The following is a 24164-nucleotide window of genomic DNA, read 5'->3' on the forward strand; positions in this document are numbered from 1 at the left end:
AACCAAACGGGCCATGCGTCCGGTGCTGCTCCGCCCTCAGGCATCGGTCTCCTCCCCGCTGGCCGGAACCGGACACAACGTTACCGAGGCGTCGAGCAGATCATTGGTTTGGTCAAAGGTGGTCATGGCCCATCTTGACACCCACCGCCCTGGGGCGCGATAACTCCCTTGCCGCGAGGGGAAATGCCCCCGGCGTATTGCCTGCTTAGCTCAAGGCAACAGGTTCCCGATTCGATCGCACAAGCGACGACGGGATGGTTTTTCCTGTCTTTTGAGATCTAAGTATGCCCAAACTCCAACGGTTGAGAACCGAGGCTTTCCTCGCCCAGAAGGGCCGGTGCTGCTATTGCAGCGTGCCGATGTGGAACGCCTCTCCCGATGAACTAAAGCCGTTCGGCCTGCGCGCCAAAACGGCCACGCCGCTCCGTTGCACCGCCGAGCACCTGGTCGCCCAACAAGAAGGCGGCAAGGACGTGGTAGGCAACATCGCTGCCGCCTGCTGGCTCTGCAACACACGCCGGCACAAACGCAAATCGCCGCCCTCCCCCGAGGCTTACCGCGCGTTCGTGCAGAAACGCTTGGCGAAGGGCAAGTGGCACCCGCCGAGCGTGGCCAAGTTGCGCCTCAGAACGCGTGGAACGCAACCACCCGACGGATGAGTTCCGCCACGCTCACGTGCTGCCGCTGCGCCTCGCGGCGGACGCGGTCGGCCAGGTCTCGGGAAGCCCGGATAGGCGGCAGGCGGTCGTCCCTGGGGCCGGCAACGGGAGAGCGCAGCAGCTGGGGGCGCGCCAGGTAGGCGGTGAGCCATTGGCGCACGGCTTCGCTCTCGCTCACCCCGGCTGCTCTAGCGCGTGCGGCCAATGCCTGGCGCAAGGTTGAAGAAAGGGACACTTTCGGCAGCACGGCCGTCAAGGGAGGCTTGGACGTCAGCGTCACAGCCTCTGCCTCGGTCGGCCCACGGGGGCTGGGCGGAAGAAGCGCTCCAATCGTTTGGTCTCCAGCAACGCTTCCATGAAGGCACCCATGGCGTGGGTGTAAGCGTCCTCGCTGGCCGCCAACCGCGAGCTCAGCGCAAGCCGTTCCCACTTTCCGTTCGGTGCGCATGCGATGGCGAACAACCAGTGGTGCGTCCAGTCATCCTCCAACCGATCGGATGCAACGAAGAGCACCCGGTGATCACGCTGGAACGGCAGGGACGACAGCGCATGGTCAACGGCGTGGCGGTGGGCAGCCTGTAGTCGTGCCCTCTCCTCGCTGTCGGTGTCCAGTAACGCCGCGAACCCTTTGGGCAGGCGCAACGAGACTCGGTAGCCCGCCGCACAGGTGTGGTGGTCTTCGCCTTCCCACAACCGCTGTTGCCCATCGAGCTCCTGGCCCATAGCAAAGCGCCGCATGGCGTCCTCGGTCACCGGCCCACCGGGCTTCAACTGGGTCAACCACGCACCACCCCAGCGCAACGCAGCCAAGGGCGCGTCCAGCAGTTCTGCGAAGGAAAACCCATCGGCGAACACGTCCTCCCGGCAGATGCATGTGAGTTGCAGGTTCATGGGATCAGCCTCATAGCCGCGGCTTGCTCGTCCGAACGGGCTCCTCAGTGCCAGGGAGGGATACTTTCAAATGTGCGGCGGCCCGCTTCGCCTTCCATTCGTCGATGCCATTTCTGATCTCTGGCGACCCAGTGCTTGCCAAGGCATCCGGGTCTGCCCCAGCTTCGAGCAACACAGTGAGCAATGGAACATGTCTGTAGAGATCAGCCGAGTAGAGAGCCACCCACCCATCGTGCCGTTGAGAATTCGGATCAGCCCCCGCTGCACACAGCACGCGGCAGGCCTCGACCCATCCACGCCTCGCAGCCATGAGCAGCGGAGTCTCCTGATCTTCCTTGCGCCGAGCGTTCACGTCGGCGCCTTCTGCGATCAAATGCCTCAAGGCATCCAGAGCAGGTTCGCGTTCCCAGCTTTCAAGCAACCTAATGATCGGCGGCGTCCGCAAGTCGTCCCGCCATCGCCGGACCTTGCCCACAACCCAATTTCGAGGAAGCCAGATAGGGGCCGTTAGGGTGTAGAGGAGGACGTCCTTTCGAGAAAGAAGCCCGCTTCCTTCGAATCCCATACCCATCTCCCATGGAATACGTTTGTATTCCTTCTCCCCCATGCAAACAGAGAGCGGCGCGGTGTCCAGTGCTTCGGGACGGCTAAACTCAGAATCTGCGGCCTCTGGCCGACAGATTCAAAAGCCCACGTCCTCCACCGACCTTGAAGGCGCCCATGCCCGTCTCTGATCCCCTCGCGTTCGACCTGCTGCGGGCGTTCGCGCAGTTGGAGTTTCGCCTCAAGAACGATCCAGGCTTTCTTCGCGCCGGTCCCTACCGAATGGCCCAGGTGAACTGGCCCGCGGTGGATGAAGCGGTGTCACGGCTGGACGATTCACTCTTCTTCGATCGGGTGTCGGACAGCACGCACGAGCAAATCCTCACACCTCCACGTGATCGCCCGATGGTCCAGGAGGTGGCGGTGATCAACGGCCTCAACCACGCTGTCTTCCAGCGCCTGCCCCTTCAGCAATCCAATGCCGGTGCATTGCTCGAAGCGGCACGCCGCGTGCGCAACAACCTCTTCCACGGGGGGAAGGAAGAGCCGCATTTGGGCGATGATGACGAGTGGGCCGCCGCCGCACTGGACGTGGCCGAGTGCCTGCTTCGCCTGCTGAACCATGGGACGCTCAGGTCGGGATTGGGCCCGTGAAGGGATATGCCGCCTCCGGGGGACGGACGTAGACACTGGAGAATCGAGGGGGTGACTAGAGCGCGACGGGCGGAAAACGCTCTTCGTGTTCCGGATACAGGTCGATCATGAAGAACTCCCGGCGGAACCCTTCAAAGATTCCTGGGTCACGGATCATGGCCTCGATTTGCGCCTGCGTCCAAACAGCGCCATGTTCCGCAGCGTGGGCCCGGAGACGCTCGGCCTGCTGTCCCACGGCCTCGTCCGTAAGGTGGTGTTCCGCGTAGCCTTCGACAATCAAGCGGTAGATGGTCTGCGCGCTCAACTGCCAGAACTCGTCGCCAGCTTGCGTTGCCCGAAGGGCACTCATGGCCCGCTCCGAGGACCGGGTCATCAGCAGGGCTTGATAGAACGCAGACAGCGCTGTTTCCAGATCTCCTGCCGATAGCTGCCGTTTGGGGGCCAAGAATGCCCAGAACGGCGCCCGATGCTCAGCACGAACAAAATTGGCGATGGCGCCCCCATGGCATGCGGCCACCACCGTGATGAGGTTCAAGCGCGTGGCCACGTTGAGGTTTACGAACGCCGGCTTCATGTCATCCCACGTCAACCAAGACCCGTCAGCGAACTCCAGCCCGCCCTCTCCACCGTGGCACTCGATGTGAAGCAACGGCACGTAGGGCTCCCTGGATGCTTGCTGAGCAAGCTGGGCCAACAGATCGAGAAAAGCCCCGCTGGAAGGAACACGAACGCTGGCGATGTGAGGAACGTCGCCGATCACCCGCGCCCAGTCTTGGGCATCCGCGAACAGGCGGGCTGCGGTGTTGAGTTGGCCTTCCGGGAGGGAATCCACGATGAGAATTTGGTTGAATTTGGCTGCCATCTTCATCTTTCAGATCGCCGGAGCAGGAAACAACGGCCGCATGCAGGGTCTACATTTTCCGACGAGGCTTCTTTTTTGGATTCGCTGCGGCACCGCCGATCACCTCCAAGATGCGCCGGCGCTGTCGTTCGGCAATGATCGGGCGCAGGAGCTTAAGAACGTATGCCCACTCCGTGTCAGACATGTCCGGGTCCCAGAGCTTGGCAATGGCCCACTCCCGCTCATTGGGGCACTTTAGCCACGGACGTTCCTTCTTTTGCTTACCCATGAGGTCACGCAGTTCGCACCTCACCCACTCGACGCTTTCGCATACGAGATCCGCTTCACTCATCCAGCATTCTCCAATGTGAGACAGCATTCCCTAGCCACGGGAGATGTCTAGAGTCAGTCTGTCAAGCCTTCAAACATTCCTTCACGGCTTGATCGAGATTAGACACATGGATCGGAGTGGGCGACCCGTTCTTCATCTTCCATACGGTGTAGCCATCCTTTGTTGCCTTGCCACCGATCGCGGTTTGCTTGCCCTCGGAAATAAAGCGGGTCAACAGTTTGGTCGCCCCCTCATCTTGGATATCGAACAGCTTGCGAGCCACGGCATCGGTGAGCAGGTGCGAGCCCTTGGTGTCCAGGCAGAACACATACTTGCCCTTCCAGACTAGGAAGTCCGGTGAGAAGGAGGCACTGTCCCCCTCCGACAACAGCGGAATACGGAAGCCCCCATTGCTCGGGTTCCGGTGCCATGTGTGTCCGGCCTTGTCCAAGGCGGCGGCGAACGGGGCTTCAAACTTGTTGAGGCCTGCGTATCGCGGATAGAGGCCGTTCTCGAAGGCCTGCGCCTTCTTCGGCACGCGCATGGTCGAGAACGTGAACTCCAGCTCAGATTCATACACCAGCGAGGTCAGCTGGTAGTAGGTGGACACGATCTCCCTAGCCAGGGTGTCAGCTGCAGCTGCGGCGTTGCTACCGGCTTCCACCCTCACGTCAAACTTGGAAGCCTTTAGGTCTACCACGGCCAATGCGGCCCTAGAGCGCCCACGGATGGCGTTGCTCACCAGCCAACGCAGGCGCACCCGGTTCGCGTGCCCACTGGCCGTCCAGTCGTGGCCGATCTCCTTGGCCAAGTCAGAGATGTCCACCGTCTCGGTCTTGCTGTGTGCGTCGCCCTGAGTATCGATCTCTCCTTCCTTAAAGGTGGGGAACTGCGCTACCAACTGGGCAATGGCACCCACTGCGTCGTCGGCGTCCGCATGGACCTGATGAAGGAGCACTGAAACCCCCTCTTTGGGGCCGAGATCTTCTGAACCGCCCTCCCCACCGCCATAGGTATGAACGATCTCAATGGCTGCTCCAGATTCTTGGAGCTTGGCCCGCACGGCCTCGATCGATTCGGTGAACACGTTCTTCTTGTCCACACGCAAGAAGAAATGGGCGCTGTTGAGCAACGGTGAATCGTAATGCTTGGCGTCGAATTGGCGCAGAACGCGGCCAATGATCTGCTCAACCTTGATCTGAGAACCCATCGACTTATCGATGTAGCCAAGGTAGCAAGCAGGATCGTCCCAACCTTCCTGCAAACCTTGGTTGAAAATGATGTGCTGAAAGTCGCCGGCCTGAAATTCGTCAAAATCGCTCTCGCCCTTCGAGAACAAATTCACTGCGTCGGGCTTGTTGCCATCGGCGAATTTCAGGTCGGCGTAAATGGCCACCTTGGCCGGGTCCACCTTCTTCTGCTCAACCAGATAGCGCCAGATGCGGATCGGCGGAGCATTGCGGTGTTCAAAGGGCTTGGTGTGATCGTCCTTATCACCGTCGTCGGTGATGTTGGTCTTGCACACATAGATGGCCTTCGGTGTGAACCCCAGCGCCCGACCCTGAATTTCCTGCTCAATCAGTTGGAGCCGATCATGGAGATCGTCCAAGCAACGTTCCATCGGCGCGGTGGTGCCGTCGAACTGAATGGAAGTCTTGATCAGCTCAGCCTTGATGACCGCGTTGCTGTCCACCGCGGTGATGGCAAATGCAGTGGCGTCGGCAGCGCCCTTCCCGTCAACCGCTGCCAACAGCGCAAAACGCTCAAGACTGGCTTCATCCTCGCCCGCCTCATCGACCCAGCTTTCCTGGGGAGCCAGCACGGTTTTAGCAAAGTTCAAGGGCAGCTTGAGCGTCGCGCTGGCCAAGAGGTAGGCCTCCGGCTCCAGTTCGGCCAAGATCTGGGTCTGCTGTTCGGACAGATTGTGACCTTCATCGTAGACGATGATCAACGGCCGCCGAACCCCACCGGCATCACGGGCGATCAATCGCTCCCAGGGCGATTGGTCACCGAACAGGTCTTGATCCTTCTTGTAGATGTTCAGCGCGCCATCGGCCTGCTCTTTGTTGTTGAACAGCCCGGTCGTGGCCATCACGATGAGGGGAGAACTCCCATCCGAGATCAGGTTGGGTTCCAGCTGTGCCGCCCGGATGACACGGAAATCGTCAACGATCTCGGCATACTTTCCGCCACCGGAAAAATTTGTATAGGTCTGCTGGACAACCGACTTGGCTTTGCTCATCCAGAACACGATGGGCTCAACGCCCATGTGCATGCGCATCAACGTGACGGCCTCGGCCAGCACCGGTGTCTTACCGGCGCCCGTGATGGCGGACAGCGCCTGATAAAACGGACGCGGGAGCTTGCCCTTGTAGGTCGGCCTGTAGGGGTGTCCAGCAAAAAAAGCGTATCGCCCAGCGATCTGCTGGGCTGCACGCACCTGGAAGGGTTTGAGCTCAATCTGCATCCATGCCACCATCGTTGTTGTAAGCGTCTGCACGGGCGTTGAAGCCAATGTGCTCCAACACCTTGTCCGGAATTTGATAGAACTCAATGTCGCTGCCGGTGTAAGGCGCCAGTGCAGCGTAGACGTGATAACGCCCCGCCAAGCCAGCTCCCTTTGCTTCCTGCGCGATTTCCTTGAATACGGCCCGCGTCAGCGCCGAAGGTTGGTCAGGAGCGCTCCACACCAAGAAGAAGCCCTCGTTGCGGCTGTTCACAGCAAACAGGTGCTTATGATCCCCGGCAGCCAATCTCCGAAGATAGGACTTGGCCTTGTCATTGCGATCCCAGTAGCTGACCAACAGCAGGTCCATCATCTCTTCGCGAGCGAGAGCATTCACTGCGTTGGCATCCACTTTCTCTCGTTTGAGAGAGAAGTATCGAAAGCCTCCGCCCAAGCCCTCCCGCTCACCTGACTTCCACTTCCCCGTGATGGCGCGCTTAATGCGGTCAGCCGTCAAGGTCTTGGCGTAGTGATCCCCTTTCTCGTCGTTCCCCTGCTCAATCATGATGAAGCGACGAGTGGCAGCCACCTCTTTATTCAGCTCCAAAACCGCGTGCCCCGTTGTCCCGGACCCAGCGAACGGATCCAATACGATTCCATCCTTTCGACACCAGATTTGAATAATTTTTTTGAACAGTTTGAGCGGCTTTACGGTCGTGAATCCGTGATCTTTCCCAACGACAGCACCGAGCTCCTTCAGCCCGCTCTGGCTATGCCCGCTCTGCTCATGGTCCCAAGACGTGCTACCCAGATCATCGATGGCGTCGAATGACTCATCTGCCCAGTAGGTCATTGGCACAACGCCCTTCTTGACCTCATTGAGGTAGACCTTCGCACGGAAATGGCCCTTTCCTTGGTCGCGCCAATATCCGCGGGGCCAGTTCCCAGCCTTGAGCACTTTTTCAGCGGCTTTCTTTGCTGCGCTCAAAGACCCCTTGATGACCAGAGCTGGAGCTCGGCCATCGTGTTGGTCCTCGTTCCGGTATTCACAACCCCATTGCTCAAGCAGCGCCTTAAGCTTCGACCTTTCGAGCGCCCAGCACCGCCCCTCCGATGGAGACATCAATTCGCCTGTAAAAGGCGATTGAACTGCATACACCTGCCCCCAGTGAGTGTCCGCTCCACGCCCCGTCAGGTCACCAGGTGTCCACAACTCGGGGTCCCCGTCGGGGGAACCATAGCGCGAGTTCATTGATTCGCTGCGCTCCATCAAGGTGGTCTTGGCGCGATCAATATCCTTGGCATACACCAACACATACTCTGTGGAAGTGGACACATGGGACTTCTTGCCAACATTATTCTTTGGAGAGTAGCTCTTCTGCCAATTGATGATGCCAATGCGATTCTCCTCGTGGAAAATCTCATCCATCAGCATCCCCAGCCTGTAGAGTTCTCGATGATCGATACAGATGGCGATGACGCCACCAGGCTTGAGCATTTCTCGCATCATCCAAAGACGAGGCGTCATGAATCGCAGCCACTTGCTGTGGCGCGAACCATCGTCTTTGGCCACCAAATCGCCCATATCCGGGTCGTTGGGATCTTTGTCCCACTTGTCGTTGTAACGGAAGTCCTCGCCGGTGTTGTATGGCGGGTCCGTCAGCACCAGATCTACTTGGCCACGATACTTGTAAAGCGTGACCATGGTGGCGAGATTCTCGCCATCCCAGAGTTCGTTAACGCACTCCTCCTCAGCGCTGCCCACGGAAGCGCGCTTGTTGAAGTCAAACATCCGAGGCTTGACCTGACGAACGATCTGCCAAGGAGCTGTGCGCCCACTGTAGTTCAAGACGATGCCATCTCTCCCTGCTTCAGCGCGTTCGGCATCGTGCTCTTGCAGCAGCTTGATGAGCGCTGCCCTGGACAGCTCTTCGTATTTCATCTGATTACCTTGTGTTCTTCGATCGCGGACCAGCCGCAAAAATGGCCTTAGGGCCATGGGAAGCCTATGCGCTGAAAAAGCCCTAGGACGACGCTTCGGAACATACCCGAACTCCGTCTCATGGGCTGCGCCGCCGCACAGCCGTTGCGCCTCCGAAAGGTCGCAACTCATCCCCTTCGCCATTTTCGCCTCGACCAATACAATCAGCAAGTTAGCCCCTCCGCCGGGGTGGTTTGCCAGCTTGCTCAGCCACTTCTCCATCCCTTTTCCGTAGGGCGGGTTCATCCACACGAACGCTTGCGAGGGCCACGGCGTGAGCAGGCCATCCTGACTCGGCGGGATCATTCGGCGGGCCGTGGGCGCCGGCAGCCGCGACGGATCTTCGGGCGTGCAAGGATCGAGGTCAAAGCCGCGCTTGCCCCCCAGCGCCTTGACAATGGCAGGCGGGGTATACCAATCCACGCTCGTGTGGGCTTTGTCGCTTGCCTTGTAGCAAACGGAGGTGAGCCGGGTGGGCTTAGACACCGACAGGCGCTTGGGTCGGGTGGCCAGTTTGAATTGAAGAACGTTGGACTGCATGTCGATCCCGCATGTCGTTCCCAATCGGAACGGACACGAGATTGCAGTTCTGGCCCTGTAGGCCACCCATGCGAAAACGCCGCTTTATCGGGACAACTGTCCCGACAACGGCCTAGAAGCGTTGGTGCGCCTTACTCATGCGTTTCCCGACAAAAAGTCGGGAATGGGGTTTAGTCGGCGGCTTTCGCGGCGCTCTCGGCGGCGGAGTGGAGCACGCCCATGGCCCAGTCGTGGAAGGGCTGACGCGCTTCGCTGCTCACCCACGGGGCGTCCAGCGCTTCAAGCAGCGTGAGCGCACGCGCGGGCAGTTGTGGATGAAGCGAAGCAAACCCCACCAGGCGATCGGCGTCGTTGTAAGCCCAGGCAAGGTCCTTTTTCAGGCCTTCAACGCCGAGCTTCTTCAGCAAGGCCACGACGTCGTCGAGGCGTTGCGCCAAGACGTTGGGCGGAATGCATTCGGCACCGGCGTAAGGCTCCACGGCTTGAACCAGCGGCAACGTGGACCGGGTCATGCGTTCGGCACCGCCGCAACGCTCCACCGATGACCACCGGTATTGCGCCCCTTGGCGGTTGCTTTTGACGGGCCTGTATTCCGGGATCAGCCCTTCGTTTCGTTGCCGGCGCTTCTTCAGCGCGTCTTTTGAAATGCCCAACACGTAGGCGGCCACCCCAGGGCCGACCCATTCCAGCTTGCCTGACCTTGCTTTGGAAAACTCGTCCTCTTCAGCCGCTGTCAACGCCAGGGGCTTGGGATCCTTCGATGGCCGGCCAGGACGCCCTCCCAGAATGTCTGGATCACGCGGGCTCATAGCCTTCCACTTCCTTTATCGAACGGCCGCACTGGCTTTGCCTCGTGGGTGGCACTGTCCCACCGTTCTTCCAGATCACTGGCAAGCTGCCGCGACCGTGCCGCATTGATCAGGTGCTGTGTGCTGGTGAGCACGGCCACGAAGGCGTTCTGGTAAACCTCACGTGCCTCCGTGCTTGTCCAAGGCTGGGCCAACGCTTCTTCCAAGGTTCCTTCCCACTGGTCCTCATCGGCGGCGTTGAACGTGGTGTCGTCCACCGCCCATGCGTGGCCTGCGATGCGCCCACCCAGGGTGACCCAAGGCTGGATCTCCAGCACGTCGGCCAGCGAGGCGTAAGCCACCACGCCCAACCGCCGCGCCCGGGCCCGGGCCTTGGCCAACCGGTCCTCAGCCTCTTTCAGCGCGATCAAGGCTTCGATGCGTTCGGCTTTGCGGACCACGTCGTCCGCGTCGGTGCGTTTGCCGCGCGTGATGGGTTCACCGCTGCGGCTGGCCAAGAACGCGTCCAGCGCGTCCAAGCTGAAACCCAGGTGCTGGTTTCGAGCCATCGTGCCGGCCTTTGCCGGGTTCTGCATGGGCTGGGGCCCTTGGCCTTCGCGCACCCACTCCCTCAAGGTTGTGTGGTGCACGCCGACGTAGTGCGCAGCCGCTTTGGTGCTGATCTTGGCTCGCAACCCTTGTTTGGCCTCGGCAATCTCCTGGCGCCATTTATTGGCGTCGGTGACCGGCGAGGCGAGATCGGGATCACGTTGTAAGGGGAAAGAGCCATCCATGGCCCCATTCTATCGGTGGCTATTGTTGCGGAGTAGCCGTGTCGTTGCGCGGAGGGAGCAGCGGCCAGTCCACCGGTTTGAGCATGTTGTAGAACGCGGGCGAACTCGACGCCATCAACTGCTCCACCCGCTGCAGTGCATCCTGGAGTTCAAACCATTCCGGTTCCTGGTAGCGCACCGAGGACTTGGAACCCTCGTCCTCGCCGTCCTTCTTTTGCGGAAGGTGATTGAACAGCCGGCTGGTGATGCGGTTGGAGATCCCAACGCGCGTTGCATAGCGCCCCAAGGTCCGCCGCAGGTCGTGCGGGGTGGGCCCAAATTCCACCGACAGCTTTTCCCCCAAGCCTTTCATGATGGCCTTGCTGTCTTTGTAGTGCCCTTCTGCCGCCCGCGAGCTGCGCGCCGGATACACCCACCGCCCCCGGGGTTCGTCCACCGGCAGGCGTTGATCAAACCGACGCTTGATGAGCTGGAGCGAGAACGGGCCCAACGGCATGCTGTGGTCGCGCTTGTTCTTCGTTTTTGCAAAATAAACCTGCGGGCCAGGCTTCTTGGTGAGCGGGTTCACCGACACGCGCCCCTCTCGCCGGGCCTTGGGGTCCATCTCATCCAGCCACACCCAGGACTGGGTTTCCCGCTCGACCGGGGTGAGCCGGTCGAACCACGCCAGCTTTGCCGTCTCGTTGCGCCGCGCGCCCAGGAACAAGGTGGTGAGCAGGTAGTAAACCCCGCTTTCGTTCTGCCCCCGCTGGGCTTCTCGCCGGCTCCACAGGTAGTCGATGGCCCGACCCAGCGTGTTGTCTTCGCTCCCCAGCGGGTTTCGGACGCGGGCCTTCTCGTAGTAGACGTGAAGGCCCGCGGCGTCGCGCATCCGCCCCTCCTCCCACAGCACGCCAAAGTCGTTTCCGAACAGCACCGCCTTGCGCTCGGCCTTCTTGGCAGCGCGGGCCTCTTTGTCCACCGCGTAGTTAATCGCCCGAAACGCGGTGGAGAAGGTCTGTTCGGCCGCCGACACCCCCGCCGCCCGGATGCGGGTGCGCATGGCCTCACTGTCAACGCCCACCTTGGCCAGCTCTTCGTCGGTGAGCTCCACCCGCCCCGTCCGCGCCATGACGTCCTTGATGGCCTGGGACAACCGGTTGGAATGCAAGGCGGCCGACAGGCGGGTGGCCTCGAAGGCTTTACTGACCTTGTCTTCGTCCAGTTCCATGATCGGGGTGTGGCCGATGCCCACCTCCGGCCGCTCCAAGCGGGCCATGGAATTGGTCAACGTCTTGAGGGTGCCCGCGGTCGCCGGACGGGTCCGACGGGCCAGCATGTCGTGGTAGAGCTGGATCGCTTGGTTAACGGTCAGCGCCTTGGTGGCTTGGATCGACAGTTCCTTCTCCGCCAGTGCCTTGGGGTGCTGCCCCTCCTTCTTGGCCCCGGCCACCTTCACCCCGGCCAGGTCGTGGGCGTCCTTGAGGGCCAGTTCGCTGGTGTCCCCCACGCTGATTCGCATGACCTTGCCACCGATCTTGCGCTGAACTTCATAAGTGGATTTGAGCTTGCCCACGAACACCCCAAACCCAATGGGCGCGCCTGGGGATCCATCGAGGAACCGCCATTGCTTGCCGTCGGGGTTGGGTTCGAGCACCGCATACCCCTTGGCGTTGGTGACGACCGCACCGCTCTTGTCTAGCTTCGGGCGCAGGGTGCTGCGAAGCTGTCTCAGCTGTTCAGGGGTGAGCTTCAGTCGGAATGCCATGGCGACCACTGTCCTTTGGATGAATGTCGCGGCACGCTGCCCGGTGCCGGGTAGCCAAATTCTGGCATGAATCGGCCCCTGCAGGGATTTGGCTACCCTTGGCTACTACAATGGTCTCCAAACCCTTCCACTAGCACCTACTCACCACCACTTCCGCTTTGTGAAAATACGCTCTAAATGACTGATAAAAAAGAACAATCCAAAAAATCAACGGTCTCGTCAGAGCATACGCCACTCATGAAGCAGTTCTTCGCAGCCAAGTCCGACTATCCGGACCTGCTGCTGTTCTTCCGCATGGGCGACTTCTACGAGCTGTTCTACGACGACGCGCGCAAGGCCGCGCGCCTGCTCGACATCACCCTGACCCAGCGCGGCAGCTCCGGTGGCGCACCGATTCCGATGGCCGGTGTGCCGGTGCACGCCTACGAGGGCTATCTGGCACGGCTGGTGGCGCTGGGCGAGTCGGTGGCGATCTGCGAACAGATCGGCGACCCGGCACTGGCCAAGGGGCTGGTCGAACGCAAGGTGGTGCGCATCGTCACCCCGGGCACCGTTACCGACGAAGCACTGCTGGACGAGCGCCGCGACACCCTGCTGATGGCCCTGTCGCGCAACAAGAGTGGCTATGGGCTGGCCTGGGCCGACCTGGCCGGCGGCCGCTTCCTGGTCAACGAAGTCGACACTGACGATGCACTGGAAGCCGAACTGGCGCGTCTGGAACCGGCCGAACTGCTGGTGCCGGATGAAGAGAACTGGCCCGAGTTCCTGCGCCAGCGCAGCGGCGTGCGTCGCCGCGCGCCGTGGCTGTTCGACGCCGACAGCGGTCGCCGCCAGCTGCTGAACTTCTTCAAGCTGCACGACCTCAGCGGCTTCGGCATCGACGACAAGCCGCGCGCCACGGCCGCTGCCGGCGCCCTGCTCGGTTATGTCGAGGAAACCCAGAAGCAGCGCCTGCCGCACCTGACGTCCATCTCGATGGAGACCGCCAGCGAAGCGATCGCGATGAACGCGGCAACGCGTCGCCATCTGGAGCTGGACACCCGCGTCGACGGCGATACCCGCAATACTCTGCTCGGCGTGCTCGACAGCACGGTGACACCGATGGGTGGCCGCCTGCTGCGCCGCTGGCTGCATCGGCCGCTGCGCCTGCGCGAGGTGCTGGTGCAGCGCCACCACGCGGTGGAAACACTGATCGACCGCGGCGCGGAAGCGGATATCCGCGAACAGTTCCGCCGCCTCGGCGACCTCGAACGCATCCTCACCCGCGTCGCCCTGCGTTCGGCGCGGCCGCGCGACTTCTCCACCCTGCGCGATGGCCTCGGCCTGCTGCCGGCCGTCCGCGAGGTGCTGGCACCATTGGATTCACCGCGACTGCAGACCCTGCACGCGGCGCTCGGCGAGCACGACGAGTGCGCGCACCTGCTGGCCAGCGCCATTGCCGAAATGCCGCCGCTCAAGCTCAGCGATGGTGGCGTGCTGGCAGATGGCTTCGACGCCGAGCTGGATGAACTGCGTCGCCTGTCGACCCACGCCGACCAGTTCCTGGTCGATCTGGAACAGCGCGAGCGCGAGAGCAGCGGCATCGCCACCCTGAAGGTCGGCTACAACCGTGTGCACGGCTATTACATCGAAATCAGCAAGGGCCAGTCCGAGCGCGCGCCGGTGCACTACACCCGCCGGCAGACACTGACCAACGCCGAGCGCTACATCACCGAAGAACTGAAGGCATTCGAGGACAAGGTGCTGTCCGCGCGTGACCGTTCGCTGTCGCGCGAGAAGTATCTGTACGAGCAGCTGCTGGACACGCTGGGCACCCAGCTGGAGCCGCTCAAGCAGTGCGCCGCCGCGCTCAGCGAACTGGATGTGCTGGCCGCCTTCGCCGAGCGTGCGCAGGCGCTGGACTGGGCGCGTCCGGAACTGCAGGCCGAGCCGTGCCTGAAGATCGAACGCGGCCGCCATCCGGTGGTGGAAGCGGTGCGCGACCAGCCATTTGAGCCCAACGATCTGGACCTGCACCCGGACCGTCGCATGCTGGTCATCACCGGCCCGAACATGGGCGGTAAATCGACCTACATGCGGCAGAACGCGCTGATCGTGCTGCTGGCCCACATCGGCAGCTTCGTGCCGGCCAGCCGCGCGTTGATCGGCCCGATCGACCGCATCCTGACCCGCATCGGCGCCGGCGACGACCTTGCCCGCGGGCAGTCGACCTTCATGGTCGAGATGGCTGAAACCAGCTACATCCTGCATCACGCCACCGCGCATTCGCTGGTGCTGATGGACGAGATCGGCCGCGGCACCTCCACCTACGACGGCCTGGCCCTGGCCGACGCGGTGGCGCGCCATCTCGCCTACGAGAACCGCTGCTACACGCTGTTTGCCACCCATTACTTCGAACTGACCGCGCTGGCCGACGAACAGCACGAGGGCGGCCGCAGCGGCATCGCCAACGTGCACCTGGATGCCGTCGAGCACGGCGAAGCGCTGGTGTTCATGCATGCAGTGAAGGACGGCCCGGCCAACCGCAGCTTCGGCCTGCAGGTGGCTGCCCTTGCCGGCCTGCCGCGTGCCACCGTGGCACAGGCGCGTCGACGCCTGGCCGAGCTGGAGCAGCGCGGCGGCGAAAGCCATGCTGCCGAACTCGCCCCGCAGGCGCTGGATGCACCGCAGCAGTTCGGACTGTTCTCCGCACCGCCGAACAAGGCGCAGGAGGCGCTGGCCGCGATCGACCCGGACGAGCTGACCCCGAAGCAGGCATTGGAAGCGCTGTACCGGTTGAAGGCGCTGCTGTAATCCCGGCCGCCGGGCATGGCCCGGCGCTACGGTTGTAGAGCCGAGCCCACGCTTGGCTGCCCTTCGCACTTCCGTCGTGTACACGGCGTTATGCTCGGGCGGTTCGTCCTTCACAGACCGGAGACCGCCATGAACACCGAATCCCTCGCTGCATCCCTCTTCCAGCAGCTGCAGCAGGGCCAAGGCCTGCAGCAGGTGTCGCAGCAGCTCGGCCTGGACAGCAGCCAGGCCACCCAGGCCGTCGGCAGCGCCCTGCCCCTGCTGCTCGGCGCGATGGGCCAGAATGCCAGTGAGCCGCAGGGTGCGCAGTCCCTGCTCAATGCCCTGCAGCGCGACCACCTCGGCTCGGCCGGCGGCGGCGGTGGCGGTTTCGATCTCAGCAGCATCCTCGGCGCGGTGATGGGCGGCGGCGGCGGCAACGCCACCAACGGCGCCGGCATCCTCGGCCACGTATTCGGCGGGCAGACCTCGCAGGCGGCCGAAGCGCTGGGCCAGAAGACCGGCCTGGACAGCGGCAAGTCCAGTCAGCTGCTGGCGATCCTCGCCCCCATCGTCATGTCGTTCCTGGCCCAGCGGTTTGCCCAGAGCGGCAACGCCGGCCAGCTCAGCCAGGCCCTGGGCCAGGAAGCACAGCAGTCCGGCGGCGGCATCGGCAGCCTGCTCGGCGGTGCGCTCGACCAGGACGGTGATGGCCAGTTCGGCGCCAGCGATCTGCTCAAGCTCGGCGCCGGCCTGCTCAAGCGCTGATAGCGCACAACGATCCAAGCGCTGCCGACCATAGGTAGCCACTATCGCAGCGGTTGAATCAATCGAATTTACCCATCGTTAGGCGATGCCTATGGTGGGTAAGCGATCTGATTCCCTCATTCGCCAGTCCACAGGTAGAGACCCATGAAAAGCGAAGCGAAGTGCCCGTTCAACCATGCCGTCGTCGGTGATGCGACGACCAACCGCGACTGGTGGCCGAACCAGCTGCGCGTGGACCTGCTCAACCAGCACTCCACGCGCTCCAACCCCCTCGATGCGGGCTTCGACTACGCCACGGCCTTCAACGGGCTGGACTACAGCGCGCTGAAGGCCGACCTGAAGGCGTTGATGACCGACTCGCAGGACTGGTGGCCGGCCGACTTCGGTCACTACGGCGGCCTGTTCATCCGCATGGCGTGGCACAGCGCCGGTACCTACCGCATCGACGATGGCCGTGGCGGCGGTGGTCGCGGCCAGCAGCGCTTCGCGCCGCTCAACAGCTGGCCGGACAACGTCAGCCTGGACAAGGCGCGACGCCTGCTGTGGCCGATCAAGCAGAAGTATGGCCAGGCCATTTCCTGGGCCGACCTGCTGATCCTGACCGGCAACGTCGCACTGGAATCGATGGGCTTCAAGACGCTCGGCTTTGCCGGCGGCCGTCCCGATACCTGGGAGCCGGACCAGGACGTGTACTGGGGCCGCGAGACCACCTGGCTCGGCGGCGACGTGCGTTACAAGCACGGCTCGGAGGGCGTGGAAGAGAACCACGGCGTGCTGGTGTCCGATGACGACGCTGATGGCGACGTGCATTCGCGCAAACTGGAAAACCCGCTGGCCGCAGTGCAGATGGGCCTGATCTACGTGAACCCGGAAGGCCCGGACGGCAATCCCAATCCGGTGCTGGCCGCGCATGACATCCGTGACACCTTCGGCCGCATGGCGATGGACGATGAAGAAACCGTCGCCCTGATCGCCGGTGGCCACAGCTTCGGCAAGACCCACGGTGCCGGCCCGGCCGACAACGTCGGCAAGGAACCGGAAGCGGCGGGCCTGGAAAGCCAGGGCCTGGGCTGGGCCAACAGCTTCGGCAGCGGCAAGGGTGGCGACACCATCACCAGCGGCCTGGAAGTGACCTGGACCCGCACCCCCGCGCAATGGAGCCACGACTTCTTCGAGATCCTGTTCGGCCACGAATGGGAACTGAGCAAGAGCCCGGCCGGTGCCCACCAGTGGGTCGCCAAGAACGCGGATGCGGTGATTCCCGATGCGCACGATCCGTCAAAGAAGCACCGCCCGACGATGCTGACCACCGACCTGTCGCTGCGCATGGATCCGGCCTACGAAAAGATCTCACGGAAATTCCTTGCGGATCCGCAAGCCTTCGCCGATGCGTTCGCCCGCGCCTGGTTCAAGCTGACCCATCGCGACATGGGCCCGCGTGCGCGCTACCTGGGCCCGGAAGTTCCGGCCGAGGAATTCATCTGGCAGGACCCGGTGCCGGAAGCGAAGCACCCGCTGATCGACGCCAAGGACATCGCCGCGCTGAAGCAGAAGATTGCGGCGACCGGCCTGAGCGTGGCTGAGCTGGTGTCCACGGCATGGGCCTCGGCGTCGACCTTCCGCGGCTCGGACAAGCGCGGTGGTGCCAACGGCGCGCGTGTGCGCCTGGCACCGCAGAAGGACTGGGCGGTGAACCAGCCGCAGCAGCTGGCCAAGGTGTTGGCCGCGCTGGAAAAGGTCCAGGCCGAGTTCAACGACTCGGGCAGCAAGCAGGTGTCGCTGGCCGACCTGATCGTGCTGGCCGGTGGCGTCGGCATCGAGCAAGCGGCAAAGGCCGGCGGCCACGACCTGAGCGTGCCGTTCACCCCGGGCCGCACCGATGCCAGCCAGGAGCAGACCGACATCGAATCGTTCGCGGTGCTGGAACCGGCTGCCGATGGTTTCCGCAACTACCTCAAGGGCGCTTACAGCGTGCCGGGTGAGGCGCTGCTGATCGACAAGGCGCAGCTGCTGACCCTCACCGCACCGGAAATGACCGCGCTGGTCGGTGGCCTGCGCGTGCTCGGCACCAACGTCGATGGCGGCAAGCACGGCGTGTTCACCAACCGACCCGGCACGTTGAGCAACGACTTCTTCGTCAACCTGCTGGACATGGGTACGACCTGGAAGGCGACCGGCCGCGAAAGCTATGAAGGCCGCGGCCGCAACGATGGCGCTGCACGCTGGACGGGCACCCGTGCGGATCTCGTGTTCGGTTCCAACGCCGTGCTGCGCGCATTGGCCGAGGTGTACGCCAGTGCCGATGGCGAGAAGAAGTTCGTGCAGGATTTCATCGCCGCCTGGACGCGGGTGATGGAACTGGACCGCTACGACCTGCACGCCTGACATGCCCTGGTAGATGCCAACCTTGGTTGGCACACGGCACAACGCCCACCAAGGTGGGCGACTACCAAAGCACTCGCACCATGGCCTGGTAGACGCCAACCTTGGTTGGCACACGGCACAACGCCCACCAAGGTGGGCGACTACCAAAGCATTCGCACCATGGCCTGGTAGACGCCAACCTTGGTTGGCACACGGCACAACGCCCACCAAGGTGGGCGACTACCAAAGCATTCGCACCATGGCCTGGTAGATGCCAACCTTGGTTGGCACACGGCACAACGCCCACCAAGGTGGGCGACTACCAAAGCGTTCGCACCCTGCCCTGGTAGATGCCAACCTTGGTTGGCACACGGCACAACGCCCACCAAGGTGGGCGACTACCAGAGCGATCCCACGGCGGCCATGACCCGGTAGATGCCAACCTTGGTTGGCATGCGGCGCAGCCGCGGCGGTTTCAACGCGCTCCGTCCTTCAACCGCTGCAGGATCGGGGCAAACAACGGCGCCTGCATCGAACGCGGCGGCTGCACGGCTTCACCCTTCTCGACCGCCTGCCAGTACGATCCCGGCAGCGGCTTGTCGCCCAGCTCGTAATCCATGCCGTCCCAGCCGTCTTCGCGGAATGCGTAGAACGCCCAGTGCACCTTCTGCTGCTCGGCCACGTCCAGTACATCGCGCAGGTAGCGGCCGCAGTCCGGCCAACGTCGCATGCAACCGAACTCACCGATCACCATGCGGTTGGCGCCGATGCCATGGGTCTTCGCCCAGTCCATCGGCTGCTGCAGGTAGCTGCGCACGCGTGCGGCGTCCCAGCGCTCGCTGCGGTCGCCGAACGGCACTTCGGCGGGATAGCGGTAAGGTTTGCTGCGCTTCTGGTTCGGCGCACTGGTGGCCGCGTACGGCTCATACATGTGCACGCTGTACAGCAGCTTCGTGTCCTGCAGCGGCGCAGGCCAGTAGTCGAACGCATCGGCCGCGGCATACCAGCCGGCATCAAGTATCAACGGTATCTCTGCATCGACTTCACGCACGCTGGCCACCAGTTCCATGTACAGCTGGCGCAGATCGCGCGGTCCACCCTGCACGCCCGCATACCACTTCAGCATGTCCTCGCGGGAGGCGTGTTCGGCCAGCGTGGTGCCGTATTCCGGTGCCGGCTCATTGATCAGGTTGTAGCCGGCCAGCGCCGGATGCCCCTTCAGCGCGGCGGCCAGATCACGCCAGAAGCGCTGCGCAGGTGCGTGGTTGTCGAAGGACTGCCACAGGCGCTGATCGACCACGTCGCCGTTCTTCTGTTTCCAGCGCAGCAGCGGCAGTGACAGCGGTACCAGCACCACCTTCAATCCCACGGCATTGGCGTCATCCAGCGCGCGGCGCAGCGTGGCCACGTCGGCCTCGACCAGTCCTTGATAATGGTCGGCATCGCCCATCAGGAAATCGCGGCCGCCGGCACTGCGCCACTTGTCCGGGGTCAGTCGCACCCAGGTGGCGTCGGTGTCACGCAGGGCCTGGAAGTAGGCGCGGTCCGGCGGCGCTTCATTGAAGCTGTTGCCACCGCGCTGCGGGGTATCCCAGAAGGTGATGTCGGCGGCGAACACCGGGACGGCGGCGGACAGGGCCAGGCACAGCAGGCTGCGGCGCAGGAACATGGTGGGCTTCCATGAAGATGACCATCCAACGTGCGGGGCGCAAGCCGAACGGTGGCTGAGCGCAGGCGGCACAGCGCCCACCAAGGTGGGCGGCTACCAGAGCGCGAGCCGGACCCATGACACGGTAGGTGCCGACCTTGGGCGGCACAGGGCACAGCGCCCACCAAGGTGAGCGGCTACCAAAGCGCGGGCCGGGCCCATGACACGGTAGCTGCCGACCTGGGTCGGCACAGGGCACAGCGCCTACCAAGGTGGGCTGCTACCAGAGCGCTTGCCGGTTCAGTCCGGCCACTGCGTCACAACGCGTCAAGATCACCCAGAGCGCGGATCAACCGGCGTGCGCGCTTGTCCGGTTTGTGCTCCGGTGCCTGGTAACCATCACGCGCGGCAATGCGCAGTGCACGCAGTTCGGCGCGACGCGCTTTGGAGGCCTCGCTCTCGGCATACAGCTGCTGCGCCACCGGCGCCGGTCCGCGTTGGTCGCTCAGGCCCAGCACCTGGATCTCGAAGTGTTCTTCACCGCGATCGACCAGCAGCTGCTCTCCCACACGCACCGCGCGCGAGGATTTCGGGCGCTGCCCGGCCACGGATACCTTGCCGGTCTCGATCGCCTGTTTGGCCAGACTACGGGTCTTGAAGAAGCGGGCCGCCCACAGCCAGATGTCCAGACGGACGCTGGGCGCCAACGGGGAAAGCTCGGACATCGGTGGGGACTACTCCGTTCGCTTGTTCAGGGGGCGCGGATTGTCGGGGTCGGTACGGCAACCCGTGCCCCCGATCAATGCCGGCGTTCCGGCCGCCAGATCCTGGCGCTGGCTGCCGACCAGGCACTCGGGGCGGTCGGTCGGCCGCACCTGGGTATCGCCCAGCCGGTCACCTGACGAACATGCGGCCAGTGCCGCTGCGATCAAGGCCACCACGATGATCCGCGTCATCTGTTGTCGTTGATGCATTGCCACATCCTGCAAACCGGCTTGATGCTAGTGTGCGCCTCCCGGGAATCGATCACCACTCCATGGCCAAAGCGCCGCTTGACCTGACCTCCGGCCCGATCGGCCGCAACCTGCTGCTGTTCGCGCTGCCGATCCTGGCAGGCAACATCGCGCAGTCGCTGAACGGCTCGGTGAATGCGGTATGGGTGGGGCGCTTCCTTGGCGAAGCGGCACTGACCGCGACCGCAAACGCCAACAACATCATGTTCTTCCTGATCGGTTCGGTGTTCGGCTTCGGCATGGCCTCGACCATCCTGATCGGCCAGGCCATCGGTGCACGTGACATCGCCCAAGCACGGCGCGTGGTCGGCACCAGCGCCACGTTCTTCATCGGCCTGTCGGTGATCATCGCCATCGCCGGCTGGTTCCTGGCCCACCCGCTGCTGGCGGCGATGGGCACGCCTGCCGCCTCGCTGCCCTTGGCCGAGGCCTACCTGCGCATCATCTTCCTGGCGATGCCGACGCTGTACGCCTTCGCCTTCCTCAGTGCGGCGCTGCGCGGTGCCGGCGACTCGCGCACGCCGTTCCGTTTCCTGCTGGTCTCGGTGGTGCTGGACATCGCCCTGAACCCGGTGCTGATCTTCGGCATGGGGCCGTTCCCGGAACTGGGCATCGCCGGCTCGGCCTGGGCCACGCTGGTATCGCAGACGCTGTCGCTGGCCGGCCTGCTGCTGTACATGCGGCACAAGCGGCACACGCTGTGGCTGGGCCGCGCCGACATGCACCTGTTCAAGCTGGACATGACCATCCTGCGTGCGCTGGTGGTCAAGGGCGTGCCGATGGGCCTGCAGATGGTGCTGATCTCGCTGTCGGTGATCATGCTGATGACGATGGTCAACCAGTACGGCACCGACACCGGCGCGGCCTACGGTGCGTCGCTGCAGCTGTGGAACTACGTGCAGATGCCGGCGATGGCGATCGGTGCGGCGTGTTCGTCGATGGCCGCGCAGAATGTCGGTGCGCAGCGCTGGGACCGCGTGCGCGGTACCGCACGCCAGGGCATCGCGTTCAACTTCCTGCTGACCGGCGCGTTGATCCTGCCGCTGGTACTGCTGGACCAGTATTCGCTGGCCTTGTTCCTGCCGCAGGGCAGCGAGTCGCTGCAGATCGCGCGGCACCTGAACCACATCGTGATCGGTTCGTTCCTGTTCTTCGGCGTCAGCTTCGTGATCTCCGGCGTGGTGCGCTCCACCGGCGCGGTGCTGCCACCGCTGCTGATCCTGGCAGCGTCGCTGTGGGGCGTGCGCGTGCCGTTCGCCGAATTCCTGCAGCCGTACTGGGGGGCCGACGCGATCTGGTGGAGCTTCCCGGCGGGCTCGCTGGTATCGATGCTGCTGTCACTGGCCTATTACCGCTGGGGTGGCTGGCGCAAGGCGCGGATGATCAGCAAGCCGGTGCACGCGGAGGAACTGGCCACGCCATCGGAGATTCCGGCTTGCCCGCCGTCGCCGGTGGCCGACCCGGATGCTGTGACCCGGTAGCGCCGGGCCACGCCCGGCGAGCGCAGCGGTTGCCAGAAATCCGCCGGGCATGGCCCGGCACTACCGCTTTTTCTTCGTGGCGTTGTGCTTTGCGGCCGCACGCATCAGGGCTTTGAACGCCGCGGCGTTGGGCATTTCGCCTTCGTGGATGTCGATCGCGCGGCGCGTGCCGCCTTCCAGGCTGGCATTGAACAGGCCCTTCGGATCCGGCAACGCGGCGCCGTGGGCGAAGGTCAGCTTCACCGCCTGCTTGTAGGTTTCGCCGGTGCACAGGATGCCGTTGTGTTCCCACACCGGTGTGCCGCGCCACTTCCAGGTTTCCTCAACGTCCGGCAGCGCCTCGTGGATCAGCGCCCGCACGCGGGCGAGGATGTCGCCGCGCCAATCACCGAGCTCGGCAATGCGGGCGTCGATCAGGGCGGCAGCAGGGAGCGCGGCGGCGGGATCGGTCTTCTGCGTGGCCATCTCGTGGTCTCGTACGGGGGAAGATCCTGGGGAACTACATGCGTTCGCCGGGCAGAGCGCTGGCCTGCCGTACCCAGTCGAGGAACCGCGCCTCGTCCAGTACCCCATCCTCAAGGATGTGCAGATAGCGGGTGTCGGCGCTCTTGGACGGTTCAGGCGGAACGGGCTGCAACAGCGCACCGCGGAAGAACGCGACCTTGATGTAGCGGGTGAAGCAATGGAAACTGAGGAACCAGCCCTCACCGGCAGCGACACCGTACATCGGCGAGTTCCATTTCACTGCCTTGTGCACGCCGGGCACGGCCTGTTCGATCAGTGCGTCCAGACGTGCTCCAACGGCCCGTTTCCAGTCCGGCATGGCGGCGATATAGGCCTGCACGGGTGCATCGCCCTCACCCTTGGCGATCTGCGGATTACCGCCGGACAGCAGCTTGGGCGAAGCACTGTTGGCAGGTTGCTTGGCGGGCATCGCAGGGGCCATGGGGTTCGAAGGCCCGAGCCTACGCCGCGGCCCGGCAGCGGTCATGGCGCACTGCGCCATGGCCTCAGAGGCTGCGGCGGAACTGCTGCCAGGTGGGTAGCTTGCGGGCGCCGCGCAGGAACCGCATCAGGGTGGCCATCACCAGGCCGAACATCACGCCAGCTGCCACCCCGGCAAACAGCAGCAGTTCCAGCGCCGGAGCCCTGCCCTGCCACAGCAGCAGCCACATCAGTACCGTCCAGAACACGCCGAACAGCAGGCCCTGCAGCAGCGTATTGGTCAGGAAACCGGCGAGTATCGGCGGCGGCAGCGCGATACCCAACCGCCACAGCATGCGATGCAGCAACGGGGCCGCTTCCCGCCGCGGTACGCCGGAACTGTCCAGGAAGCGCAATGCCAGCTGGATGTCCGCCGGATATCGATGGTCGGTCTCATTCATCCACTGAAACTAACGAGACGATCCCGCAAACGCAAACGGCCGCCCGAAGGCGGCCGTCGCGGCAACAACCGAAGTTGTTTATCAGCCCTTGGTTGCCAAACGGGCAGCCTTGGCGGCAGCAGCAGCAGCCAGATCTTCCTTGATGCGGGCAGCCTTGCCTTCCAGGCCACGCAGGTAGTACAGCTTGCCGGCGCGGACCTTACCACGACGCTTCACTTCGACCGAGTCGATGATGGCGCTGTGGGTCTGGAACACGCGCTCGACGCCGTAGCCGTGCGAGATCTTGCGCACGGTGAACGAGGAGTTCAGGCCGCCGTTCTTGGTCGCGATGACAACGCCTTCATAGGCCTGCACGCGCTCGCGGGCACCTTCCTTCACCTTCACGTTGACGACAACGGTGTCGCCCTGGCTGAACTGCGGCAGTTCACGGGTGATCTGGGCGGATTCGAATTCCGCGACGATGGACTTGTTCAGCTTGCTCATGGGTTACACCGATTCATTGTTCGGGTGGGCGTGTC

General features: G+C 63.4%; 21 protein-coding genes. 6 read left to right on the forward strand and 15 right to left on the reverse strand.

What is annotated here, in order from left to right:
* Positions 1 to 284 precede the first annotated feature (284 nt).
* Positions 285 to 659, forward strand: a complete 375-nt coding sequence (locus GIW57_RS03330; protein WP_099490556.1) for an HNH endonuclease — start codon at positions 285 to 287, stop codon at positions 657 to 659.
* A gap of 276 nt (positions 660 to 935) precedes the next feature.
* Here the strand turns inward: GIW57_RS03330 and GIW57_RS03335 are convergent, their stop codons facing one another.
* Positions 936 to 1550 (reverse strand): relaxase domain-containing protein, encoded by a 615-nt coding sequence (locus GIW57_RS03335; protein ID WP_236509150.1) that lies wholly within the window; start codon positions 1548 to 1550, stop codon positions 936 to 938.
* 720 nt (positions 1551 to 2270) lie between these two features.
* On the opposite strand from GIW57_RS03335, the gene GIW57_RS03340 reads away from it, so the two are divergent.
* Entirely contained in the window at positions 2271 to 2747 is a 477-nt protein-coding gene (locus tag GIW57_RS03340; RefSeq protein WP_180854967.1) for a hypothetical protein, read from the forward strand.
* A 55-nt stretch (positions 2748 to 2802) separates the two neighbouring features.
* Here the strand turns inward: GIW57_RS03340 and GIW57_RS03345 are convergent, their stop codons facing one another.
* The 7 genes from GIW57_RS03345 to GIW57_RS03375 all read right to left on the reverse strand — a co-directional run bounded on the left by GIW57_RS03345 (position 2803) and on the right by GIW57_RS03375 (position 12215).
* Positions 2803 to 3609 carry a hypothetical protein gene (locus GIW57_RS03345; RefSeq protein ID WP_180854966.1) on the reverse strand — a complete coding sequence of 269 codons (807 nt, stop codon included), beginning with the start codon at positions 3607 to 3609 and terminating at the stop codon, positions 2803 to 2805.
* A gap of 49 nt (positions 3610 to 3658) precedes the next feature.
* On the reverse strand, positions 3659 to 3940 hold the full coding sequence (locus GIW57_RS03350) for a hypothetical protein (protein ID WP_180854965.1): 282 nt from the start codon (positions 3938 to 3940) through the stop codon (positions 3659 to 3661).
* Between the two features lie 61 nt (positions 3941 to 4001).
* The gene (locus tag GIW57_RS03355) at positions 4002 to 6386 is read right to left on the reverse strand and encodes a DEAD/DEAH box helicase family protein (RefSeq protein WP_180854964.1); all 2385 of its coding nucleotides are present in this window, start codon (positions 6384 to 6386) and stop codon (positions 4002 to 4004) included.
* Entirely contained in the window at positions 6376 to 8886 is a 2511-nt protein-coding gene (locus GIW57_RS03360; protein WP_236509151.1) for a DNA N-6-adenine-methyltransferase, read from the reverse strand. Before GIW57_RS03360 ends, GIW57_RS03355 begins: the two co-directional genes overlap by 11 nt.
* A 170-nt stretch (positions 8887 to 9056) precedes the next feature.
* Positions 9057 to 9695, reverse strand: coding sequence for a hypothetical protein (locus GIW57_RS03365; RefSeq protein WP_236509152.1), 639 nt, complete (start codon positions 9693 to 9695; stop codon positions 9057 to 9059).
* Positions 9692 to 10468 carry a helix-turn-helix domain-containing protein gene (locus tag GIW57_RS03370; RefSeq protein ID WP_024956738.1) on the reverse strand — a complete coding sequence of 259 codons (777 nt, stop codon included), beginning with the start codon at positions 10466 to 10468 and terminating at the stop codon, positions 9692 to 9694. The genes GIW57_RS03365 and GIW57_RS03370 overlap by 4 nt, the downstream gene beginning before the upstream one ends.
* 19 nt (positions 10469 to 10487) lie before the next feature.
* A complete protein-coding gene (locus GIW57_RS03375) occupies positions 10488 to 12215 on the reverse strand; it encodes a tyrosine-type recombinase/integrase (RefSeq protein ID WP_024956739.1) in 1728 nt (575 codons plus the stop codon).
* Between the two features lie 177 nt (positions 12216 to 12392).
* Here GIW57_RS03375 and mutS point away from each other — a divergent pair, with 177 nt between their 5' ends.
* The 3 genes from mutS to katG all read left to right on the forward strand — a co-directional run bounded on the left by mutS (position 12393) and on the right by katG (position 18140).
* Positions 12393 to 15008: a DNA mismatch repair protein MutS gene (gene mutS / locus GIW57_RS03380; protein WP_236509153.1), complete on the forward strand. Its 2616-nt coding sequence runs from the start codon at positions 12393 to 12395 to the stop codon at positions 15006 to 15008.
* A gap of 129 nt (positions 15009 to 15137) precedes the next feature.
* Positions 15138 to 15755 carry a DUF937 domain-containing protein gene (locus tag GIW57_RS03385; RefSeq protein ID WP_100464025.1) on the forward strand — a complete coding sequence of 206 codons (618 nt, stop codon included), beginning with the start codon at positions 15138 to 15140 and terminating at the stop codon, positions 15753 to 15755.
* A gap of 144 nt (positions 15756 to 15899) precedes the next feature.
* Positions 15900 to 18140 carry a catalase/peroxidase HPI gene (gene katG / locus GIW57_RS03390; RefSeq protein ID WP_236509154.1) on the forward strand — a complete coding sequence of 747 codons (2241 nt, stop codon included), beginning with the start codon at positions 15900 to 15902 and terminating at the stop codon, positions 18138 to 18140.
* 454 nt (positions 18141 to 18594) lie between these two features.
* Here katG and GIW57_RS03395 read toward each other — a convergent pair whose 3' ends face one another.
* The 3 genes from GIW57_RS03395 to GIW57_RS03405 form a co-directional block, all read right to left on the reverse strand.
* Positions 18595 to 19788 (reverse strand): cellulase family glycosylhydrolase, encoded by a 1194-nt coding sequence (locus tag GIW57_RS03395; RefSeq protein ID WP_236509155.1) that lies wholly within the window; start codon positions 19786 to 19788, stop codon positions 18595 to 18597.
* Between the two features lie 296 nt (positions 19789 to 20084).
* A complete protein-coding gene (locus GIW57_RS03400; RefSeq protein ID WP_089239660.1) occupies positions 20085 to 20492 on the reverse strand; it encodes an RNA-binding S4 domain-containing protein in 408 nt (135 codons plus the stop codon).
* Positions 20493 to 20501: 9 nt separating this feature from the next.
* Positions 20502 to 20741, reverse strand: a complete 240-nt coding sequence (locus GIW57_RS03405; RefSeq protein WP_099821067.1) for a hypothetical protein — start codon at positions 20739 to 20741, stop codon at positions 20502 to 20504.
* A gap of 62 nt (positions 20742 to 20803) precedes the next feature.
* On the opposite strand from GIW57_RS03405, the gene GIW57_RS03410 reads away from it, so the two are divergent.
* Entirely contained in the window at positions 20804 to 22261 is a 1458-nt protein-coding gene (locus tag GIW57_RS03410; protein ID WP_164281011.1) for an MATE family efflux transporter, read from the forward strand.
* Between the two features lie 60 nt (positions 22262 to 22321).
* Here GIW57_RS03410 and GIW57_RS03415 read toward each other — a convergent pair whose 3' ends face one another.
* The 4 genes from GIW57_RS03415 to rplS form a co-directional block, all read right to left on the reverse strand.
* Positions 22322 to 22726, reverse strand: a complete 405-nt coding sequence (locus GIW57_RS03415; RefSeq protein ID WP_236509156.1) for a DUF1801 domain-containing protein — start codon at positions 22724 to 22726, stop codon at positions 22322 to 22324.
* A gap of 34 nt (positions 22727 to 22760) precedes the next feature.
* Positions 22761 to 23195 carry a DUF1801 domain-containing protein gene (locus GIW57_RS03420; RefSeq protein WP_100464010.1) on the reverse strand — a complete coding sequence of 145 codons (435 nt, stop codon included), beginning with the start codon at positions 23193 to 23195 and terminating at the stop codon, positions 22761 to 22763.
* A 76-nt stretch (positions 23196 to 23271) separates the two neighbouring features.
* On the reverse strand, positions 23272 to 23646 hold the full coding sequence (locus tag GIW57_RS03425; RefSeq protein WP_100464006.1) for a DUF6404 family protein: 375 nt from the start codon (positions 23644 to 23646) through the stop codon (positions 23272 to 23274).
* 81 nt (positions 23647 to 23727) lie between these two features.
* Complete coding sequence (gene rplS, locus GIW57_RS03430; protein WP_089239648.1) at positions 23728 to 24129, reverse strand: 50S ribosomal protein L19; 402 nt, start codon at positions 24127 to 24129, stop codon at positions 23728 to 23730.
* Positions 24130 to 24164: the final 35 nt, after the last annotated feature.

This window comes from Stenotrophomonas sp. PA-6-5C, from assembly GCF_021605635.1.
GTDB classification, from domain to species: domain Bacteria; phylum Pseudomonadota; class Gammaproteobacteria; order Xanthomonadales; family Xanthomonadaceae; genus Stenotrophomonas; species Stenotrophomonas lactitubi.

Excerpts from the sequence above, each read along its gene's own strand:
- GIW57_RS03335 (WP_236509150.1), bottom strand. The coding sequence starts at position 1,550 with ATGAACCTGCAACTCACATGCATCTGCCGGGAGGACGTGTTCGCCGAT.
- rplS (WP_089239648.1), bottom strand. The coding sequence starts at position 24,129 with ATGAGCAAGCTGAACAAGTCCATCGTCGCGGAATTCGAATCCGCCCAG.
- GIW57_RS03355 (WP_180854964.1), bottom strand. The coding sequence starts at position 6,386 with ATGCAGATTGAGCTCAAACCCTTCCAGGTGCGTGCAGCCCAGCAGATC.
- katG (WP_236509154.1), top strand. The coding sequence starts at position 15,900 with ATGAAAAGCGAAGCGAAGTGCCCGTTCAACCATGCCGTCGTCGGTGAT.
- GIW57_RS03345 (WP_180854966.1), bottom strand. The coding sequence starts at position 3,609 with ATGGCAGCCAAATTCAACCAAATTCTCATCGTGGATTCCCTCCCGGAA.
- GIW57_RS03350 (WP_180854965.1), bottom strand. The coding sequence starts at position 3,940 with ATGAGTGAAGCGGATCTCGTATGCGAAAGCGTCGAGTGGGTGAGGTGC.
- GIW57_RS03425 (WP_100464006.1), bottom strand. The coding sequence starts at position 23,646 with ATGAATGAGACCGACCATCGATATCCGGCGGACATCCAGCTGGCATTG.
- GIW57_RS03420 (WP_100464010.1), bottom strand. The coding sequence starts at position 23,195 with ATGCCCGCCAAGCAACCTGCCAACAGTGCTTCGCCCAAGCTGCTGTCC.
- GIW57_RS03410 (WP_164281011.1), top strand. The coding sequence starts at position 20,804 with ATGGCCAAAGCGCCGCTTGACCTGACCTCCGGCCCGATCGGCCGCAAC.
- GIW57_RS03385 (WP_100464025.1), top strand. The coding sequence starts at position 15,138 with ATGAACACCGAATCCCTCGCTGCATCCCTCTTCCAGCAGCTGCAGCAG.
- GIW57_RS03340 (WP_180854967.1), top strand. The coding sequence starts at position 2,271 with ATGCCCGTCTCTGATCCCCTCGCGTTCGACCTGCTGCGGGCGTTCGCG.
- GIW57_RS03360 (WP_236509151.1), bottom strand. The coding sequence starts at position 8,886 with ATGCAGTCCAACGTTCTTCAATTCAAACTGGCCACCCGACCCAAGCGC.
- GIW57_RS03400 (WP_089239660.1), bottom strand. The coding sequence starts at position 20,492 with ATGTCCGAGCTTTCCCCGTTGGCGCCCAGCGTCCGTCTGGACATCTGG.
- GIW57_RS03415 (WP_236509156.1), bottom strand. The coding sequence starts at position 22,726 with ATGGCCACGCAGAAGACCGATCCCGCCGCCGCGCTCCCTGCTGCCGCC.
- GIW57_RS03395 (WP_236509155.1), bottom strand. The coding sequence starts at position 19,788 with ATGTTCCTGCGCCGCAGCCTGCTGTGCCTGGCCCTGTCCGCCGCCGTC.
- GIW57_RS03365 (WP_236509152.1), bottom strand. The coding sequence starts at position 9,695 with ATGAGCCCGCGTGATCCAGACATTCTGGGAGGGCGTCCTGGCCGGCCA.
- GIW57_RS03330 (WP_099490556.1), top strand. The coding sequence starts at position 285 with ATGCCCAAACTCCAACGGTTGAGAACCGAGGCTTTCCTCGCCCAGAAG.
- mutS (WP_236509153.1), top strand. The coding sequence starts at position 12,393 with ATGACTGATAAAAAAGAACAATCCAAAAAATCAACGGTCTCGTCAGAG.
- GIW57_RS03370 (WP_024956738.1), bottom strand. The coding sequence starts at position 10,468 with ATGGATGGCTCTTTCCCCTTACAACGTGATCCCGATCTCGCCTCGCCG.
- GIW57_RS03375 (WP_024956739.1), bottom strand. The coding sequence starts at position 12,215 with ATGGCATTCCGACTGAAGCTCACCCCTGAACAGCTGAGACAGCTTCGC.
- GIW57_RS03405 (WP_099821067.1), bottom strand. The coding sequence starts at position 20,741 with ATGCATCAACGACAACAGATGACGCGGATCATCGTGGTGGCCTTGATC.